The organism is Luteolibacter sp. (genome assembly GCF_058122085.1).
The window spans coordinates 20,126-39,085 of sequence record NZ_JBIKBQ010000002.1 but is presented as its reverse complement, the minus strand read 5'-3'; the positions used below and the strand labels follow the sequence as shown (position 1 = coordinate 39,085).

Here is an 18,960-nt window from a genome sequence, read left to right as displayed (position 1 = left end):
TGCTTTCACGCCAGGAGAGGATTCCATACCTTTTCGAACCCGAAGCCTTTGAAGTCTTTCACATTCGCTGTGGCAAGCTTGGTGACGCCGTGATGCCGCAGGGTGACAGCTAGCCGGGCGTCGATGATTTGTCGAAATCCGGACTTCGTCTCAGAGGCCCATTTCCACAAATGGGAGGACACCCTCGCATCGTAGTCAACACAGCGCCAAAGCGGATTGGTTTTCATGGCTTGGCAGTAATCCGCCGCTTCCCGGGCAGTGTAGGGTTTTAGAAAAATAGCCCCGTTGCGCAACTGCATGTAGAGTTCCACCAACACCAACTCGCAAACCACGAACTCATCCTCCAACGAGTCCAATTCAGAGAAAAATTCACGGGCCTTCGCATGATTCAGCGAGTCTGGATCGGCAGCATGGATGAAGAGGTTCGTGTCAGCGGTGATCATGGTTGATTCATCTGAAAGCGGTTCTCGATGGCGGAAGCCTCCGCTTTCACGGAAGAAGGATCAACGAGATGTCCGCCGCTGCCTCGCAATACCGGCATTTTCCAAGGTGTGGCCTCGGGAGCCGCCTCCGGGCAGCTCATGACATAAATTTCCATGCCGCGCCGGATCACCTCCGCCACGGAGATATCGCGCACTTGGGCGATGCTGCGGAGCCGGCCAAAAAGGGGTTCAGGCAGTTGAATTTGAGTTCTGGTCACGAATACAATCTAATGTCAGCATGAGATTGTCGTCAAAGGCATTTTTTGCGCTCTCTTGCGGCTTTTTGCGACTAAAAATCTTCAGACTGCTTTGATGCTTCAGCCACCCGGACCTTTTCCCTTTGCCTTGCCGCGGGAATGGCTTACCAAGAGCCCCCGCCGCATGAGATTGTTCCGCATCCTTACTTTTAAAGAACTGAAGGGGTATTTCCTGACCCCGTTCGGCTGGGTCGTTCTGGCCTTCGTCACGATCATGCAGGGCGTCTCGCTGTCCACGGCGATGAAGGGGTTCCGCGACACGCCGGTGCGCGACAGCTTGGTTTACGTGACCTTCCACACGCCGCTGTTCTGGTTCTATTTCCTGTTCATTTTCCCGCTGATCACCATGCGGCTGTTCTCCGAGGAGGAGCGCTCGGGGACTTTGGAAACGCTGCTCACCGCGCCGGTGCGGACCTGGCAGGTGGTGTTTTCAAAATACGCGGCGGCCATGATTTTCTACACGGTGCTGTGGATTCCGGGGCTCGTTCAGTTCAAAATGTTCGAATGGTTGACGGATCTTCCGCCCGCCTGGACGCCCGGCGCGCTCGGCGGGGCGTTCACCGTGGTGATGCTGATGGGCGCGGCGTTCACCGCCATCGGCTGCCTGGCCTCGGCGCTGACATCGAGCCAGATCATCGCGGGGATTTTCACCATCGGGCTGCTGGTCATCCAGTATTTCATGGGATTCGTCACCATCATCTGGGGCGAGTCGTTCGCGGGCGCGGCGTTCTTCCATTACATTTCCTCGCAGCAACATCTGCACTATTTCGCCAGCGGTTTGTTCGACACGCGGCCGATGGTTTATTTCCTGAGCCTCGCCGTCTTCGTGCTGTTCCTGACCTATCAAGTCGTCGATTACCGCCGCTGGCGCCGTTGAGTTTCCTGATTTTTTCCTCATGTCCGATCCTTCCTCCGAGCCCCAGGCAAAACCCGCACGCCCGCTGAACCGCTGGGGACTGGGCACGCTTTCCGTGCTCCAGATCGTCTTGCTCGCGATCATCCTCATCGCGCTAAACTACCTGGCAGCCCATCATTTCACCCGCGTGGATCTCAGCCGCGAGGCGGCTTACACGCTCTACCCTGCCACCCGAAACTACCTCAAAAACAAGGCCGTCAGCGAGCGCGGGACGCCGATCAAGTGGATCATGGCCTTCCGCCGGAGCTCGCCGTTTTACGAACGGGTGCGGGCCCTCGCCGAGGAATACGCGCGCCTTTCCGAGGGCAAGATCCAGTTGGAAATCGTCGATCCGCTCCGCAGTTCCGACCGCACGCAGGAGGTGACCGCCGCTTACGGGCTGCCGCTCACCAAGGACCTCATCATCATGGACGCGCGGGCCGACGACGGGCCGGTCTCCACCGAGGACAAGAACGGCAACCGCATCCTGCACCCTAACGTCAAGCTCATCGTCGCCGACGACATGGCTGTTTACAGCACCGCCGATTCCCAGCGGAAGATCACCGGCTTCCAAGGCGAGGACGTGCTAACCGCCCGCCTGGTCGAGTCGATCGAAGGCCGGGCGCGCAAGATGGTTTTCCTCGCGGACAAGAGCCGGATCGATGCCGAGGGCGAGAATTCCGCGGCGAAAGCGCTGCTCGACACCCTGCGCTTTCAAAACGTCGATCTCCAGGGCATCCATCTATCCGGCCTCGCGGAAATCCCCGCCGATGTCGAAGGCGTCGCGCTGGTGGCCCCCAAATACGATCTCACCGACGCCGAGCTAGCGGTTCTGGAAAAATACTGGAGCACCCCGCGGGCCGCCATGCTGGTGCTACTCGAACCCGGCGACACCCTGCCGAAGTTGCGGACCTTCCTCCGCGGCAACGGCATCACGCCGCGGCGCGACCGGGTGATTTCCCTCGTGGACAAAAACATCGACACCACCGCGCGCGGCATCTTCACGGCCGGCGTGGATTTCACCAAGGACTTCGCCGGCCAAGCGACCGTGTTCGAGGGCTCGACCTCATCGCTCGAAGTGCGCGAAGGCGCGGAGGATTTGATGAACCGGCAGATTAACCCCATCGGCCTGATCCAGGCGGCGGCGGGATTCTGGGGCGAGACGAAATTCGGCGAGAAAAATACCAGCTTCAATGAAAAGGAAGACACCAAGCCGCCTTTCTATCTGGCCGCCTGCGTCACCCGCGGAGCCGCCAGCGACGACCGCTTCGCCGCCGCCACCTCGCGGATGGTGGTCATCGCCAACACCGATTTCCTCGATCCCAAACAACAGCGCGCGGAGAACATCGACTTCCTCGCCTCCTCCGTGAACTGGCTGATGGACCGCCAGTCGCTCGCCGGCATCGGCCCGCGCTCGCTCCGCACCTACAAGATGCCCCTGCTCGACGCGCAGGTCTCCTTCATCAACCGGGTGAACCTGTTCTTCCTGCCCGCCTTCCTGATGCTGGCGGGAGCCTTCGTCTGGTCCTCGCGCCGCGCCTAACTTGCCATGCGCTCACTCGGCTTCACCCTCATCCTCGCGCTGTTAGCCATCCTCGTTTGCGGGCTGGCGGGCTGGCAGTGGAAGGAAGGGAACTTCAACTCCGTGCTCGGCGCGCCCCCCGTCCCGCCCGGCGGGCGGATCTATTCCGCATTCACTCCGGGCGAGGTGAAGCACATCGAGATCTCGCGCAACGGGGTCATCGCCAGCTTCGACCTCCGCGAAAACGGCTGGCAAGCCACGCTGCCATGGCAGGACCGCATGGACCCGCGCGCCGCCGTCAGCATCATCAATTTCACCCTCGGCCTGCGCGTCGAGGACTTCGCCGGCCGCGATGACATCGACGAACAGAAAGCCGGCCTCCGCGAGGGCGGCGTGAACATCCGGCTGGAAGGGAAAGGCCACACTCCGCTGGCGAGATACAAAATGGGCCGCGTCACCCCGTGGCTCGCCACCGTCAAGGACATCGAAAAACCCGTACCCACCGTTTTCATACAGCCCCGCGACGAGGGCCGCAAACGCTTCATCTACTCCTGCACCGGCGACATTTCCCCGCTCTTCAAGGACGGATTGAAATTTCTCCGTGACCATCGTCCGTTTTATTTCAATCCCATCGCCCTCCAGAAAATCCGCATCCGCGCCGAGCAAGGCGAGCTCACCCTCGGCCGGGAAACCCCGAAAAGCCCGTGGCGCGTCGTCAAGCCGCTCGACCTCGCCACCGATCCCGCGGCCATCAAATCGCTGATCGAAGGGCTCTACGAACTGCAGGCGGTGAAAGTCTCCGACCGCGCCTCGGTCACGCTCCCGACCCATGGCACGCTCGCCAAATCCGGACAAATCGCCCTCACCTCGTTCGGTTCGGATGCCGAGTCGGTGCTGGAAATCTTCCCTCGCGAGACCCCCGAGGCACGCGACGTGCGGGCTTCTATCAGCGACCGCCCGGACACCATCTTCAGCCTGCCGCTCAAGCCCGAGCCGAACCTCGTCTCTCTGGCAGACCTGCCGCTTGCCATCAACGACCTGCGCGACGCCACCCTCACCAATCTCAACATCCAATCCCTGCGCGGCATCCTGATCCAGCCCGCCACCGGTGCGGAAATCCTCATCTCACGCACGCCCCCGCAACCGTGGACTGCCAGCATCGACGGCCAATCGCAGGAAGCTAACGAAGAGCGCCTTTTCACCCTGCTCAAGGCGGTCACCGAAGGCCGCGCCATCGGCTTTGAGACCGACGCCGCCACCGACTTCACCCCCTGGGGACTGCACCGGCCGTTTTTGAAACTCAGCTTCCTCGGCAAGGACAACCAGGCGATCAACCTCGCCTTCGGTATCGACGCCAAAGGCGGCTATTTCGCTAACCGCCTCGGCACGCCGACGGTGATGCGCGTGGATCAATCGCTCGTTAGCTCCATCGCCGTGCGCCCTTACGAGTGGCGGCCGGCGCGGCTCTGGTCGCTCGACCGGGTCAACCTCATGGCCATCGAGCGCAAGTCCGGCACCGAGCCGCCGCTGATGCTGCGCTATGATTTCAACAAGGAGGAATGGACCGCCAGCCGAGACAGCAAGGACATCACCCCGTCGCTCGATCCGGCGCGGGCGAACTACATGTTAGGAATCCTCGAAGCACTCAAAGTCAACCGCTGGCTCTCTCCCGACGACGAGTCCGCCGCCAAGGCGCTGCTCAGCCCGACCCTCACCTTCAAGGTCATCGAAAAAAGCACCAACGACACCGGCGACTTCACCGGGCTCGTCAGCCGCGAGATCACGCTCGCGCCCGGCAGCGCCGGCGCGAACCCCGCGTTTTATTACGGCCGCCTCAACTCCGATGCCCATCCGTTCCTGCTCGACCGCGACACCTACGGCAAGCTCGCCACGGACCTGTTCGAAAAGGAGTAGGCTCACGCTTCACGCGTGCCGCGTGGTGAAGAAGATTTCCATCCGGTGGTGGAGATCGTCGTAGAAGCGCTTCTTGATCGCTTCGAAGGCGGCGAGCTTGTCGCTCTCCGCAAGACCGATGGATTGCTCCTCAAGCCTCATTTTCTCGGCGAAGGATTTTTCCATCTCGACGAGGGAGTCGAGAAACTCGCGGGCGGCGCGGGTGTGCTCGACGCCGTCGACGAGCGCGTTTTCCAGGCGGGAATTCCGGGTGACGGCGATGAGATTGCCGCTGGATAGTTGGTCCATGTAGCGCGTGCGGCTCTGGCGGAAGGCGCGGTGCTCGGTGTCGAAGGTGATTTCATCGCGGTCCACCAGCGAATCGTAGGGACCGGCCTTGGTGAAAAATTTCACGATCAGCGGGATGGTGTCCACCAGCATGAAGAGCAATGTCAGGACGATGTAAGTATAGAACGCGAACTGCCCGCCTTCGTTGCCGGCCTTGAAAAGCGCGTGGAGTGCGAGCGTCTGGGTGAGGATGTCGCGGCGGGGTTCGGCGCGCAGCGCGGCGAGGCGGTTAGCCTCCTCTGTGGCCACGGCGGCGAGCTCGCCATGCACGCGGTTGAGCTCGGCGAGACGGGTGTCGATCTGCTGCTTGATGGTGCCGCGGAGTGAATTCTGTTGAGTGACGAATTGGTCGGCCTGGTCGTTTTCGACTTTCTGTTTGAGTCCGGCGACGCGCTCGGCTTCGGTTTTGTTCGCGGCGGCGATTTCCGCGAGCTTGGTTTCGAAGAGCTGGATGGCGGCCCCTTCCGCTTGGCGCGACTGGGTCTGGAGGGTGGATTTCTCGGCGGTGAGGTGTTCGAGCAGGCCGCCGAGGCGCTTGGATTCCTCGCGGCGCGGTTCGAGTTGGGCGGAGCGGATCGAGCGGGCGCGCGGGCCTTCGCCGCGCATGCCGGAGCGCTGGCCGTTGAGCTCGCTCTCGAACTCGGCCTGCCAGAAACCGAGCTCGGTCTGGAGCTTGGCATATTGCGGCGAGAACTCGGCGGATTGTTTTTCGATCACCGCCAGGCGCTCGCGGAACGGCGCAGTGCCCTCGTCGATGGCGGCCTTCAGCTCGGTCTGCTGCTCTGCGGTGAGGCCGGGAATGGCGGACTTGGCGTCCTCGTTTTCCTGAAGGATGAAGCGCGCCTGGTAGGATTCGTTCCACTTGGCGCGCTGCTCGGCGAGCGCGGTTTCCAAGATGGTGACCTGGCTGCGGACTTTTTCCTTCTCCGCCTGGAAACCCGCGCGGACGACTTCGATTTCCGCCGCGCGGTCTTTTTCGATCACTGAGGATACCGTGTCGCGAAATAACAGCAGCACCAGCGGGTGGGCGATGGTAATCCCCATCAAAATGGCGACGACGAGGCGCAGGGAAAATTGCGAGAGCTTGCGGAAACCCGACGCATAAGCCCGGTAGCCGGCGAGCAGCGCGCGGTCGATGGTGAGGATGATGAAAGCCCACACCGCCGCGACCGGATAAATGACGCGGGCGTTGTCGGTGAGCGTCGAGAGCGTGTAGGCGCACGCGATGAAGGCGAACGCGCAAGGCACCAGCACGGTGGCTCCGAAGGCGACGTATTTTCGCTGCTCCCATGCCGGGCATTGTTCGAGAGTTTCGGTGCCGGCGCCGGAGAGCCAGAAGAACGCGCGTTTGATGGAGTGCATGGATTTTGGAGAGCTAAGCGGATACTACTTGCGGGTTTTGCGGGACATTTCAATTTTCTTTTGGAATCATGATTCACCTGAATACCAATTTCCTGGTGGATCGGGTGATCGTCGGGTCGCCCGGCGGCTTGAAAATTTCCGCATGGCTGAAAGCGGGGAAATCCGTGGCAACCAGCGCGGTCGCGTGGTCGGAATTTTGCAACGGACCGCTGTCAAAGGCGCAAAAAGACGCTGCGTTCGCGGTGTTGGATCGGCAAATCACCGACTTCACCTGGCGGGCCGCCGCGATCGTTTCCGGCGCGCCGCTGGCCACATTCAATACGGAGGATTTCCAGCGGCTGGCGCCGTTCGGCCTGCGGCTCGAAGGTTGAGGTTGCCGGATGGGCCGGGGCATCTAGTCTCCGGCAAATGTTGAACCGCTTTTATGGAGCTTTTGACACGGAGCGGCGCTCGGGTGCTTGCGACGGGTCTGACTATCGGACCCCTTTCCAGATCGACCGCGACCGCGTGCTGCACACGCCCACCTTCCGCCGCTTGCAGAACAAAACGCAGGTTTTCTGGAGCGGTGAGTATGATTTCTACCGGACCCGGCTGACGCACTCGCTCGAAGTCGCGCAGATCGGCAAGTCGATTTCCTACTGGTTGAAAAGCCAGCCGGACGGCCCGCTCGGGGACGACTTCTTCATCGATCCGGATCTGGTGGAGGCGATCTGCCTTTCACACGATCTCGGGCATCCGCCCTTCGGCCATGCGGGTGAGCGGACCTTGAACCACCTGATGCGCGGCCACGGCGGCTTCGAGGGCAACGCGCAGACCCTGCGCTTGCTCACCGAGCGGATTTTCTCCGCCAAGCGCGCCGGCATGGACCCCACGCGGGCGTTTCTCGACGGCGTGCTGAAATACAAATCGCTGTGGGCCGAACTCGGGAACCAACCGGAGCACCACTTCATTTACGACAACCAGCACGCCCACCTCGACTGGGCGATGGGTGGAAACGACTTCCCTCAGGAACTCACGCCCGGCAAGACGCGCGACAAGTTCAAGTCCATCGAGTGCCAGGTAATGGATTGGGCGGACGACACCGCCTACTCGCTCAACGACCTATCCGACAGCGTGCGCGCTGGATTTCTCAACATCGAGAAAATCGAAGGCTGGGCGGAAAAGCACAACGAGCCCGCCGGCGAAGACACGCCGCTCGGCGACCTGATGCGGGCGATCCGCCGCAAGCGCGTCGATCCATTCGTCGGCAAGCGCATCGGGAAATACATTCAGTCCACCCGCTTGGAAACGGACGTCAATTTCCTCAGCGCCTCGACCAACCGCTACCGCTTCCGGCTGGCCATCGACGAGTCGGTGGAGGCCGAGTCCAGGATGTTCAAGCGCCTCGCGTTCGAGGTTGTTTTCCTTTCGCCGCAACTCAAGCAGCTGGAGCACAAGGGCAGCCGGATGCTGCGCCAGCTGTGGGAAGTTCTCGGCGAGCGCTACATTTCCCAACAGAGAATCGACGGCCAGGATTTCCAACTCCTCCCCGCAGACACCGCTGCGGAAATCGCCGCAGCCCCGGACGAGGCGACGCGCGCGCGACTCGTCTGCGATTTCCTCTCAGGCATGACCGACGGCTACGCCGCGAGAACCTACAAGCGCCTGTTCTCGCCGGACTTCGGATCGATCGGGGATCTGGTCGGGTGAGGTCTTCACCTCCAAAGGCCGCCACCTCTGCTCCGCCTGCCACCAGCGCCGCTTCCGCCAGACCGCCGATTGGATCGCAACCGCCGTCTGCCACGAAGTCCCGCACCGCCAATTCGTCTTCACCATGCCAAAGATCCTGCGCGACTCAGTCTCTCGAAGAATCATTGCTGATTTTTGAAGTGACCTAATCCTGCCCCTGAAGGCTTCGACCAACGCCCGGCGTGGCAGGCACCCGAAGTCCATTTGGACGACGGCCGGACTCCGGTTCTCGAATACTCCTGACGGGCAGAAGCCCACCCGCCAAAAACCGCCGCCAAGTGAATGGCTGGGCATTCTTGATACCCGCCCGCCCGCCGAAATCGCCGCCTTGCTGATAGCTGGCGACGAGCGGGCGATCCGGCTGCGCCAGAGCAGCCCCTTCGCCGGCATCCTCTCACCGCAAGAAATCTGGGCCATCAAACGAAGCCATGCAACGGCATGAACTCGCCGTTTCAAAACTGGTAGCCGGACGGGAAAAGGATCTCGATTTCCTCATTGAAATGGTCCGCAACCACTTGCTCGACGAAGACACCATCCTCCAACGGATCCCCATGCTTCCCGCTACCGGGACAACCACGGCGGACCTGCGGGAGCGGTGGAACAGAATCGTCAACAAGGCTCGGAAAACGCCATGAACCCGGGCACCGCGTCCCTCGGGATCCCTCCGGAAACAACTTGATCCAAAACATCAGCTCCCCGGGATGGAGGGTGCGGTCCGCTTGCCGATGAAATGTGAAAGATCAGCCTTTTCAGACTCTCGTTTCCCTTCACATTGGCCTCGCGAACAGGAGTGTCCGCGCTCCTTATCTCAGCCACTCATGCGCATCCGGAAAAAGCCACTCGCACTCGTTGCTCTAGCAGTCGTCGCCGCCGCTGCCGCATTCCTCGTCGTCCGCCATTTCAACCCCGCCACCCCGCAGGAACAGCCGGTGGCGATGATCGCCCCCGACGCACCCGTCCTCGCACCCGAGGACGAAGTCCACGCCAAATACGCCGGTTCCGAATCCTGCAAAAAGTGCCACGCCGCCGCGTTTGAAAAATGGCACGGCTCCAACCACGGCCGCGCCGAGCGCCTCGTCACCAAGGACGAGGACTACAAGGCCTTCGAGCCGAAACAAACCCTCGTCCATGGCAAGGACACTTCGGAAGCCTTCGTCGATGCCGACGGCCTGGCGAAAATCCTGACGCAGGGCCTCGACAAACAACGCCACGCCTACCCGGTCGTCCGCGTCATCGGCAACAATCCGCTGCGCCAGTTCCTCATCCCCGCGCCCGGCGGCCGGATGCAGACTTGCGACGTCACCCTCGACCCGGCCAAGAACGAATGGTTCGACGTTTTCGGCGATGAGGACGAGCGCGCCCCCGGCGACTGGGGCCACTGGACCGGCCAGGGCATGAACTGGAACGCAATGTGCGCCGCCTGCCACAACACCCGCCTGCGGAAAAACTACGAACCCCAGACCAACAGCTATCACACCACCATGGCCGAGATGAGCGTGGGCTGCGAATCCTGCCACGGCCCTATGAAAGACCACGTCGAGTGGCAGGAAAAGCCGCCGCTCGACGCCAAAAAGGACCCCACCATTTCCAAGTTCAGCCGCGACCAGGTCATGGAAACCTGCGCCGCCTGCCATGCCCGCCGCGCGGAACTCACCGGCGACCTCATCCCCGGCGAGTCGTTTTACGACCACTTCAGCCTCACCGTCACCGACGAGACCGACATCTATCACCCCGACGGCCAGGTGCGGGACGAGAACTACGAGTTCGCCTCGTTTCTATCCAGCCGCATGCACCACGCCGGGGTGCGTTGCGTCGATTGCCACGACCCCCACTCCAACAAGAACATCGTCAAGGGCAACCAGCTCTGCATGAACTGCCACACCGCGCCGCGGGCGGACTACCCCACCGCCCCCGTCATCGATCCCACCGCCCACAGCCACCACGGCGCGGACAGCACCGGCAACCAGTGCGTCTCCTGCCACATGCCGGTCACCACCTACATGCAGCGCCACCCGCGCCATGACCACAGCTTCAGCATCCCGGATCCCAAGCTCACCAAGGAGTTCGGCGTCCCTAACGCCTGCAACAAATGCCACACCGACAAGGACGCCGACTGGGCGATCGCGGCTAGCAGGAAATTCTACGGCGACAAGCCCGACCGCCCCTCGCGCACCCGCGCGCTCACCGTGGCCAACGCCCGCCGCGGGGATCCCGCCGCCCGCGGGCAGCTCATCAAGATGCTCGCCACCGAGGAAATCCCCGCGTGGCAAGCCACCGCCTGCCATCTGTTGGAACGCTGGGTGATGGACCCCGCCGTCACCCAGGCGCTGCTCGGCCAGCTCGCCCACACGAGCCCGCTCGTCCGCGAGGCCGCCGTCCGCACGCTCGGTCAGCAGGCGCGTGCTAACAACACCAGCGTCCGCGGCGCCGTCCAGCCGCTGTTAGAAGACCCGGTCCGCTCCGTCCGCGTCGCCGCCGCGTGGGCGCTGTGCGACACGCTCGACCTCGCCTCGCGCGCCGGCCGCGAGCTCGTCCACATGCTCGACATCAACGCCGACCAACCCACCGGCCGGATGCAGCTCAGCCAGTTCGCCATGCTGCGCGGCGACAACGCCAGCGCCATCCGCCAGATGCGCAAGGCCATCGAATGGGATCCGAATTCACCGCCCTTCCATCACGATCTCGCCATCCTGCTAAGCACCACCGGCGACTCCGCCGGCGCGGTCAAGGCGCTGAGGGAAGCCATCCGCCTCGATCCGGAAAATCCGGAATACCATTACAAGCTCGCCCTTGCGCTGAGCGAAAACGGCACGACGGCGGAGACCATCGCCGAGTTGGAAAAAACCGTGAAGCTCGATCCCGGCTACGCCCGCGCCTGGTACAACCTCGGCCTCGCCCGCAACGGCATGGGCCAGCCGCAGGAAGCCATCGCCGCGCTGCTCCAGGGCGAGGCCGCCGATCCTAACGATTCGGCGGTTCCCTACGCCCGCGCCACCATCCACGCCCGCCTCGGCCAGCGGGACGAGGCCCTCGCCGCCGCCACCCGCGCCCTCCAGCTCCGCCCGGATTTTCCCGAGGCCATGCAGCTCATCCGGACCCTTTCCCGCTAAATCATGCCCCTTTCCGGTTTACACCACGTCGCCGTGATTTGCTCCGACTATCCGGAGTCGAAGCGGTTTTACACAGAGTTACTGGGCTTGCGAATCATCTCGGAAATCTACCGGGAAGAGCGGGAGTCCTACAAACTCGATTTGGAAATCCCCGGCGGGGCACAAATCGAGTTGTTCTCATTTCCGGCGGCACCCGTCCGGCTTTCCTATCCCGAAGCCTGCGGGCTGCGGCATCTCGCGTTCAAGGTTAGCGATCTGGACCACCAGGCGGCAGGACTGATAGAAAAAGGCGTGGGCGTGGAGGAAATCCGGACCGATCCCCTGACCGGCAAACGCTTCACGTTTTTCGCCGACCCGGACGGTTTGCCGATCGAGCTTTACGAAGAATGAAGCGGACGCTTACTCCTCCTCGAACTTGCGGCTGATGAGGTCGCCGAGTGCTTCGAGCGCGGCGTCGGCATCGGTGCCGTCCGCGCTGATGGAGATGACCGAACCGTTGCCGGCGGCCAGCATCATGAGGCCCATGATGCTCTTGCCATCGACCTCCTCGCCATCCTTTTCAACGAAGATGTCGGACTGGAAGCGGTTGGCCGTTTTGACGAATTGCGCGGCGGGGCGGGCGTGGATGCCGAGCTTGTTGAGAATGGTGTAGTCTTTTTGGGCCATGGGAAAAGGCTTGCGCCGGGCGGAATGTAGAAAGGGAAACGGACAGCTCCAAGGCAAAAGTTGCGGAACAATTCCCACCCTCCAAACGCCGGAAAAACAAAGAGCCAGCCCGGTTTTCACGGGCTGGCTCTTTTGAAAAACGAATCTTCGCGACCGATCAGGGAAGCAGGTTGATCGCGCGGGATTGCTTGATCGCGTTGTTTATCTTGCGGTGCAGTTTCGCGGAAACTCCGGTGACGCGGCGCGGAAGGATCTTTCCGGTTTCGGTCGTGAACTTGGTGAGAAGCTCCGGGTTGGTGGCGACGACCTGGTCGGCCGGAATGTCGTGACGGCGACGCGTCATCCGACGGTTCGCCTTACGGAAGTTGATACGGCGCTGAATTGTTTTTGGCTCGGACATGGGAAATGGGGCGGAGTGCGCGGTTAGCGGAGTTCGCGGTGAAGGGTGCGGCGCTTGAGGAAGTGATTGAATTTCACTTTCTCGAGGCGACCTGGCGTACGGAGGCTCTTTTTGTTACGCGTGGTGACGTAACGTGAGGTCGGCTTGCCCTCGGCTTTCGCTTCGGTGCATTCTAGGATGATAATCTCGCGTGGCATGACTTGTGGGGCGCGGACTTTGCTTTAATCGTCGTCTTCGTCAAGAGAAACTGTTTCAGAATCTTCATCTTCGGCGTATTTGCCTCCGCTGAAGCCCACTTCATTGGACGGACGGAAGCGGCGGTTGCCGTATTCCTTCTCCCATTGGCCCTGGCATTCGACCGTGAGTCGGGCAAACGGGATGGCTTCGAGACGGGCTTGGGGAATCTTGCGGGCGGACATTTCACAAATGCCGTAGGAGCCCTGCTTGATCCGATAGAGCGCCTGCTCGATTTCATAAAGCGCGTCCTGCTCCTTCGCGAGGACGGAGAGGGCGAAGTCGCGGTCGTAGGCATCGCTGCCGGCGTCGCCCTGGTGCTGGCCGCTGCCGGATGCCTCGGAGCCTTCCGGCGCGTTGCGGATGGTGTCGCGGGCCATGCCGGAAACGGCGTCCACGAGGTCGTCGCGGAGGTCGAGGAGGCGCTGGCGTTGTTTCTGGACGAAGGTGCCGCTGTGGGTGCCGTTGCTGCCGGGAGTGACCGGACCGTCCGAATGCGTCGGCGCGGCCTTGGGCGGAACGAAGGGCGGCCTGACCGGCGCGGGAGGCGCGGGGAAATCAACGACGGAGGAGCGGGGCTTGGTGGCAGGCACCTTTTTCGCGGGTGCGGCCGGCTTGACCGCTTCCACCGCCACGGCTTTCGGAGCTTTCACTTCCTTCGCAGCCGGCTTGGCGACCTCCTTGGCTGGCGGGGAAACTTTTTTGACGGGCTTCTCGGCGGCGGCCTTTTTCAGAGGCGCAGCTTTTTTCAGAGGCGCGGCTTTCGGAGCCGGAGCCGGCTTTTTGGCAGGAGCCGGCCTTTTCACGGCTTTAGGATCGGGCTTTTTGGCCACCGGAGCGGGCTTCTTCGCGATCGGCACGGGCTTTTTCACCGCTTTGGCAACGGGCTTCTTCGCCACTGCCGCGGGCTTTTTCACCACTTTGGCAACGGGCTTCTTCGCCGCTGGCGCAGGTTTCTTGGCCGCTTTGACAACAGGCTTCGAGGACTTGACGACGGGCTTCGCTTTCCCCTTTTGGGGCGCAGGTTTTGAGGTGGTTTTCTTCGCGGCCATGGCGCAGAGATGAGGATGCGGGTGATGGAGAAATTTCGCCGCTCTACCCGAAATGCAATTTCGGCGACGTGACGAGCGCGGTGGGTTAGCCCGTGATCCACACTCCAGCAAGCGGAAACTTCACGCCCTGCCAAAATAAGTGATTCGTCAGGATTTAGGCAGGAGGCTTGAAATGCCTGAGCGGGTCATTAAGGTGCGGCCCCGCCATGCAGCTCAGCGCCATCGTCGAAGCCCTTTTAATCGCCTCCCAAAATCCCCTGCCATCCGAGGAGATCGCCCGGTTGGTGCGCGCCCGCGTCGCCGAGGCGGAGGACGTGAAAATCCGCGAGACCGAGGAGGGACAGGAAGCCCCCGCCCTGCCGGACTGGTTGATCGCCCTCGCCGCGACATCCGCGGAAAAAGTCACGGCTGCCATCGCGGAGTTGAACCACGCCTATCAGGAGAGCCAGCGCGCCTTCACCGTCATCGAGCGCCCGAAAGGCTGGAAAGTCTTCACCCGCATTGAATACGGCGAGTTCGTCCGCCAGCTTTTCCCGGGCCGCAAACCCGAGCGGATGAGCGGCCCGGCGATGGAAACCCTCGCCATCATCGCCTACCGCCAGCCCATCACCAAGGCCGCCATCGAGGCGGTCCGCGGCGTCGCTTGCGACGGGATGATCCAGAAACTCCTCGACCGCGACCTGATCCGCATCGGCGGCCGCGCGGAACTGCCGGGCCGCCCGCTGCTTTACGAAACCACGGACCTCTTCTTCGAACATTTCGGCATCCGCTCCATCGACGACCTTCCCAACGCCACGGAACTCCGCAAGGTGAAGCTGCCCGAGCCCGCACAAGCGCCCGCACCCGCCGCCGATCCCGAGCAGCAACTCGCCCTCGGCGCGGTCGGCATCCCCGCCGCCGCCGCGGGCGACGAATCCTCCACCGACTCCTAACTTCCCCATTTCTCCCGTGAATCTCGACGACATCCGCAGCCAGATCGACACCATCGATCACGACCTGCTCGACCTGCTCTCCCGCCGCGCCGATCTCGTCCACGAAGTGGGCTTGGTGAAAAAGCGCGACAACCTGCAAATTTACGCCCCCGAGCGCGAGGAAGCGCTGCTCCGCAGGCTCATCGAGATGAACCAAGGCCGCCTGCCGGAGAAATCGATCCGGGCCATTTACCGGGAAATCATGTCCGCCGCGCTCGCGCTGGAGGACGACCTGACCATCGCCTACCTCGGCCCGGAGGGAACTTGGACACACCAGGCCGCGATCAAAAAGTTCGGCCACTCGGTGAATTACTCCGCGCAGCCGAACTTCTCCGACGTCTTCGACCAGGTCGCCCGCCGCGCCGCGAACTACGGCGTGGTGCCGATCGAGAACTCCACCGAAGGCGCGGTCTCGCACACGCTCGACCTGTTCGTGGACTCGCCGCTGCACATTTGCGCGCAGATCCTGCTGCGGATCGAAAACGGCCTGATGGCGGCGATCCCGCGCTCGGAAATCAAGACGCTCTATTCGCACCCGCAGGTGTTCGGCCAGTGCCGCGCGTGGATTCTGAGAAATTTCCCGGAGGCGGATCTCGTCGAGGTTTCCTCCACCACCAAGGCCGCGCAGATCGCCCGCGACCAGGCCGCCCACGGAGCCGCCGCGCTCGGCGGCCCGCTCGCCGCGGAAATGTACGGGCTCACGCTGCTGGAGGAATCCATCCAGGACCGCGCCACCAACACCACCCGCTTCCTCGTCATCGGCGAGAAGCCCTGCCCGCCCACCGGCAACGACCGCACCTCCATCCTGTTCGCCATCCACGACCGCCCCGGCTCCCTGGTCAAAGCGCTCCAGGCCTTCGACCAGTTCCACATCAACCTGTCGAAAATCGAGTCCCGCCCGTCCAAGCGCAAGGACTGGGAATACATCTTCTACGTCGATCTCGCCGGCCACTGCGACGACGCGAAAGTCGCCGAAGCCCTCGAAGAACTCGGCAAGCACTGCTCGCTCGTCAAACTCCTCGGCTCCTACCCGGACGCGGGGGAATGAATTTGCTGAAAATTCGATGCATTGCAGGCTAGCCTTCTCGAAACAAAGCTGAGTAGCATCCCGCCGCATGAACGGAACAGTGGAATTGATCATCGATGGCAAGCCTCTCACGCTGCCGACAGTTGTAGGAACTGAAGGGGAAGTCGGAATCGACATCGGCACCCTTCGCAGCAAGACCGGCGCGATCACGCTCGATCCCGGCTACGGCAACACCGGCGCCTGCAAGAGCGCGATCACCTTCATCGACGGCGAAAAGGGCATCCTCCAATACCGCGGCTACGACATCGCCGAACTCGCGCAGAAAAGCACCTTCATCGAGACCGCCTACCTCCTGATCTACGGCGAGCTCCCCACCCCTTCCCAACTCGGCGAGTTTTCCGGCCTGCTCACGGACAACGAGATGCTCCACGAGGGCATGCGCCACCATTTCGAAGGATTCCCGCCCACCGCCCACCCGATGGCGATCCTTTCCTCGATGATCAACGCGGCGTCCTCCTATCATCCGAACCTGATCCACGCGCGGGAAGAGCGCTTCCCCTACCACGCCGCGCGCCTGATCTCCCAAGTCCGCACCATCGCCGCCTTCTCCTACCGCAAAGCCCACGGACTGCCATCCATCTATCCGAAAACCACCCTCACATACACCGAGAACTTCCTTCACATGATGTTCTCGTATCCGGGTGAGGACTGCGAATTGAAGCCGGAAATCGTCAAGGCGCTCGACCTGATTTTCCTGCTTCATGCCGACCACGAGCAGAACTGCTCCACCTCCACCGTGCGGATGGTCGCCTCCAGCCGCGCCAACCTTTTCGCCTCCGCCTCCGCCGGCGTCTGCGCCCTCTGGGGTCCGCTCCACGGCGGCGCCAACCAAGCCGTCCTCGAAATGCTCGAGGAAATCCATAAGGAAGGCGACGACGGCACCAAGTTCCTCAACGAGGTCAAAAACAAGACCGGCAACCGCCGCCTGATGGGCTTCGGCCACCGCGTTTACAAGAATTTCGACCCTCGCGCCGTCATCATCAAGGAGCAGTGCGACAAGGTGCTCGCCCAGCTTCACGTCTCCGATCCGCTGCTCGACATCGCCAAAAAACTCGAGGAAATCGCCCTGCACGACGAATACTTCGTCTCCCGCAAGCTCTACCCGAACGTCGATTTCTACAGCGGCATCATCATGCGCGCCATCGGCGTCCCGATGGACATGTTCACCGTGCTCTTCGCCATCGGCCGGATGCCCGGCTGGGTCGCCAATTTCAAGGAAGTCATGGACGATCCGGACAGCCGCATCTCGCGCCCGCGCCAGATTTACACCGGAGCGACCCTCCGCACCTACAAGCCGCTCGCCGAGCGCGCCTGACCGTGCCCCGGGCATTCCTGCCTGTCTTCAATCCACCGGTGCGAACCATCGCGCCCTCAGCCCTCGTCACCGCTTTCGGCGACGGCATGAAACGCCGACAAGTCCGGACGGGCCAACCACGCCCGCGACTTCGGCCCAACCGCCGACTCGCCCCACCATGTGCGAACCGCAAGCAAAGCGCCTCCATCGCCCTCTGCGCGACGCCGTCCCACGCCGGGACCACGCCCGTCCCCGTCAAGGATCCCACCCCCGGAAATTCACAGAAGTGCACCCGCGTTGATTTCGATCACGACAACAACGGCTGGGGCAACGGCGATCAGGACGCGCCGGGCAACAGCGGCTGGGGCAACGGCGACCAGACACCTCCCGGCAACAGCGGCGACAACAACAACAACGCGGAAAACGCCAAGGAGGCCGCGACGCAAAAAGAACTGCAACGCATCGAAGCCGAAGCCCTCGCCAAAATCGCGCAGCGGAACGAGGCCGCCAAAGCCAGCGCAGCACCTCAAGCGAGCGTCGTCGTCGTCGCACGACGCGCGAAGTGAAAATTTCCAACCCGTCCCCCAGCCCGGATGCCTGGCCACATTCCTTTCTTTCCTCCACACTCCAAACGCCAGCGCATGGTTTCGCTCCCCCGACCGGTGAGTGATGACATGCGGCAGGAACGTCTGAAGGCATGAAGGCAAAGGCTGACGAGTGGCCGGTGGCGGATCTGCGTGTCATGACTGCGATCAGCGCCATTCTCTCCAAGCAATCGGCGATGAGAAAATGGACCCTGATCTCCGGCCCCATCCCTGCCGAGGTCAGACCCGAGCCGCTCTTCATCCACGCTGATGGCAGCGCGCTGCCAGTTCTTCACGAACCCGACCCGGATTTCCTCCCCTACGGCCTGCTGCGCGATCCGATCGAGCTGCGAGGCATGAGCCAACCGCCGGACCCGTCCCGGGCGGCCAACCTGTTGTGCTGCCTTCGCGCACTCTTCGGGGTGAATGCGCGCGCCGAGATCATGGCCTGGCTGCTGACTCACGAATCCGGCCACCCTGCCGCCATCGCCCGCGACATCGGCTACTTCTCCAAATCCGTCCAATACACGCTCAACGAAATGGAGGACTCCGGCCACATCCGCTCACGCCGGGACGGCCGCGAAAAGATCTTCTGGATCAAGCCCGGTGACTGGGACTTTCTCATCACCTGGTCGCAGCCCTCCGGCTTCCCGCGCTGGGTTGATTGGATGCCAGTCTTTTCCGCCATCACCACCTTCATCGATGTGCTCGGCCAATCCGGTCTCGACGATGCGCCGGAGCAGGTCCAGTCCATCCAGCTCCGTCAGGCGCTCGATACCGCCATGCCTGCCCTGTCCCGTGCCGGCCTCGCCGAAAGCCTGACTGCCTCCCGGAAACTGACCGGCTCCCAGCTCATCTCCGCCATTCGTGACGACTTGGGAAAACTGGAACTCACCCTTCTAGCCACTCTCTAATGCTCCTCTTCTCCGCCCCGTGGTCAAACCCAACTGGCACAAATAGCCATTTGATGAGCGATAGCAAGCAAGAGCTTCGATCACGGGCAAGCTTGGGAGCAAATTCCGATCACCCGCTCATTCCATCGTCAAATTTCCACCCGGCCTCCGCAGCCGTGTTT

19 protein-coding genes are annotated in these 18,960 nt (G+C 62.3%); 13 read left to right on the top strand and 6 right to left on the bottom strand.

Annotated features, from left to right (window positions below; all coding sequences use genetic code 11):
- Positions 1–5 precede the first annotated feature (5 nt).
- Positions 6–443 (bottom strand): TA system VapC family ribonuclease toxin, encoded by a 438-nt coding sequence (locus AC4DF4_RS00610; RefSeq protein WP_490046164.1) that lies wholly within the window; start codon positions 441–443, stop codon positions 6–8.
- Positions 444–863: 420 nt separating this feature from the next.
- Here AC4DF4_RS00610 and AC4DF4_RS00605 point away from each other — a divergent pair, with 420 nt between their 5' ends.
- Genes AC4DF4_RS00605 through AC4DF4_RS00595 form a run of 3 tightly spaced genes read left to right on the top strand, consistent with a single transcriptional unit; the run spans position 864 to position 5,070 of the window.
- Positions 864–1,616 carry an ABC transporter permease gene (locus AC4DF4_RS00605; RefSeq protein WP_490046163.1) on the top strand — a complete coding sequence of 251 codons (753 nt, stop codon included), beginning with the start codon at positions 864–866 and terminating at the stop codon, positions 1,614–1,616.
- A 19-nt stretch (positions 1,617–1,635) separates the two neighbouring features.
- A complete protein-coding gene (locus AC4DF4_RS00600) occupies positions 1,636–3,177 on the top strand; it encodes a DUF7088 domain-containing protein (protein ID WP_490046162.1) in 1,542 nt (513 codons plus the stop codon).
- A 6-nt stretch (positions 3,178–3,183) separates the two neighbouring features.
- Positions 3,184–5,070 carry a DUF4340 domain-containing protein gene (locus AC4DF4_RS00595; RefSeq protein WP_490046161.1) on the top strand — a complete coding sequence of 629 codons (1,887 nt, stop codon included), beginning with the start codon at positions 3,184–3,186 and terminating at the stop codon, positions 5,068–5,070.
- Between the two features lie 9 nt (positions 5,071–5,079).
- On the opposite strand, the gene AC4DF4_RS00590 is transcribed toward AC4DF4_RS00595, so the two are convergent.
- A complete protein-coding gene (locus AC4DF4_RS00590; RefSeq protein WP_490046160.1) occupies positions 5,080–6,759 on the bottom strand; it encodes a DUF4407 domain-containing protein in 1,680 nt (559 codons plus the stop codon).
- A gap of 68 nt (positions 6,760–6,827) precedes the next feature.
- Between AC4DF4_RS00590 and AC4DF4_RS00585 the strand changes: the two genes are divergently transcribed.
- From AC4DF4_RS00585 to gloA2, 5 genes are all read left to right on the top strand, one after another.
- On the top strand, positions 6,828–7,130 hold the full coding sequence (locus AC4DF4_RS00585; protein ID WP_490046159.1) for a PIN domain-containing protein: 303 nt from the start codon (positions 6,828–6,830) through the stop codon (positions 7,128–7,130).
- Positions 7,131–7,167: 37 nt separating this feature from the next.
- Complete coding sequence (dgt, locus tag AC4DF4_RS00580) at positions 7,168–8,448, top strand: dGTP triphosphohydrolase (RefSeq protein ID WP_490046158.1); 1,281 nt, start codon at positions 7,168–7,170, stop codon at positions 8,446–8,448.
- Between the two features lie 467 nt (positions 8,449–8,915).
- Entirely contained in the window at positions 8,916–9,122 is a 207-nt protein-coding gene (locus AC4DF4_RS00575) for a hypothetical protein (RefSeq protein ID WP_490046157.1), read from the top strand.
- A 183-nt stretch (positions 9,123–9,305) separates the two neighbouring features.
- Positions 9,306–11,597 carry a tetratricopeptide repeat protein gene (locus AC4DF4_RS00570; RefSeq protein ID WP_490046156.1) on the top strand — a complete coding sequence of 764 codons (2,292 nt, stop codon included), beginning with the start codon at positions 9,306–9,308 and terminating at the stop codon, positions 11,595–11,597.
- Positions 11,598–11,600: 3 nt separating this feature from the next.
- Entirely contained in the window at positions 11,601–11,987 is a 387-nt protein-coding gene (gene gloA2 / locus AC4DF4_RS00565; protein WP_490046155.1) for an SMU1112c/YaeR family gloxylase I-like metalloprotein, read from the top strand.
- 9 nt (positions 11,988–11,996) lie between these two features.
- Here gloA2 and AC4DF4_RS00560 read toward each other — a convergent pair whose 3' ends face one another.
- From AC4DF4_RS00560 to AC4DF4_RS00545, 4 genes are all read right to left on the bottom strand, one after another.
- Entirely contained in the window at positions 11,997–12,263 is a 267-nt protein-coding gene (locus AC4DF4_RS00560; RefSeq protein ID WP_490046154.1) for an HPr family phosphocarrier protein, read from the bottom strand.
- Positions 12,264–12,420: 157 nt separating this feature from the next.
- Complete coding sequence (gene rpsR / locus AC4DF4_RS00555; RefSeq protein ID WP_488257020.1) at positions 12,421–12,606, bottom strand: 30S ribosomal protein S18; 186 nt, start codon at positions 12,604–12,606, stop codon at positions 12,421–12,423.
- An 80-nt stretch (positions 12,607–12,686) separates the two neighbouring features.
- The gene (rpmG, locus tag AC4DF4_RS00550; RefSeq protein ID WP_200350839.1) at positions 12,687–12,860 is read right to left on the bottom strand and encodes a 50S ribosomal protein L33; all 174 of its coding nucleotides are present in this window, start codon (positions 12,858–12,860) and stop codon (positions 12,687–12,689) included.
- A 24-nt stretch (positions 12,861–12,884) separates the two neighbouring features.
- Positions 12,885–13,949 carry a TraR/DksA family transcriptional regulator gene (locus AC4DF4_RS00545; RefSeq protein ID WP_490046153.1) on the bottom strand — a complete coding sequence of 355 codons (1,065 nt, stop codon included), beginning with the start codon at positions 13,947–13,949 and terminating at the stop codon, positions 12,885–12,887.
- 206 nt (positions 13,950–14,155) lie between these two features.
- On the opposite strand from AC4DF4_RS00545, the gene scpB reads away from it, so the two are divergent.
- The 5 genes from scpB to AC4DF4_RS00520 all read left to right on the top strand — a co-directional run bounded on the left by scpB (position 14,156) and on the right by AC4DF4_RS00520 (position 18,799).
- Positions 14,156–14,881, top strand: coding sequence for an SMC-Scp complex subunit ScpB (scpB, locus tag AC4DF4_RS00540; RefSeq protein WP_490046152.1), 726 nt, complete (start codon positions 14,156–14,158; stop codon positions 14,879–14,881).
- Between the two features lie 16 nt (positions 14,882–14,897).
- Positions 14,898–15,968: a prephenate dehydratase gene (pheA, locus tag AC4DF4_RS00535; RefSeq protein ID WP_490046151.1), complete on the top strand. Its 1,071-nt coding sequence runs from the start codon at positions 14,898–14,900 to the stop codon at positions 15,966–15,968.
- A 67-nt stretch (positions 15,969–16,035) separates the two neighbouring features.
- Complete coding sequence (locus tag AC4DF4_RS00530) at positions 16,036–17,322, top strand: citrate synthase (RefSeq protein ID WP_490046150.1); 1,287 nt, start codon at positions 16,036–16,038, stop codon at positions 17,320–17,322.
- Positions 17,323–17,360: 38 nt separating this feature from the next.
- A complete protein-coding gene (locus AC4DF4_RS00525) occupies positions 17,361–17,867 on the top strand; it encodes a hypothetical protein (protein ID WP_490046149.1) in 507 nt (168 codons plus the stop codon).
- Between the two features lie 131 nt (positions 17,868–17,998).
- Positions 17,999–18,799 (top strand): hypothetical protein, encoded by an 801-nt coding sequence (locus AC4DF4_RS00520; protein WP_490046148.1) that lies wholly within the window; start codon positions 17,999–18,001, stop codon positions 18,797–18,799.
- Positions 18,800–18,960 lie beyond the last annotated feature (161 nt).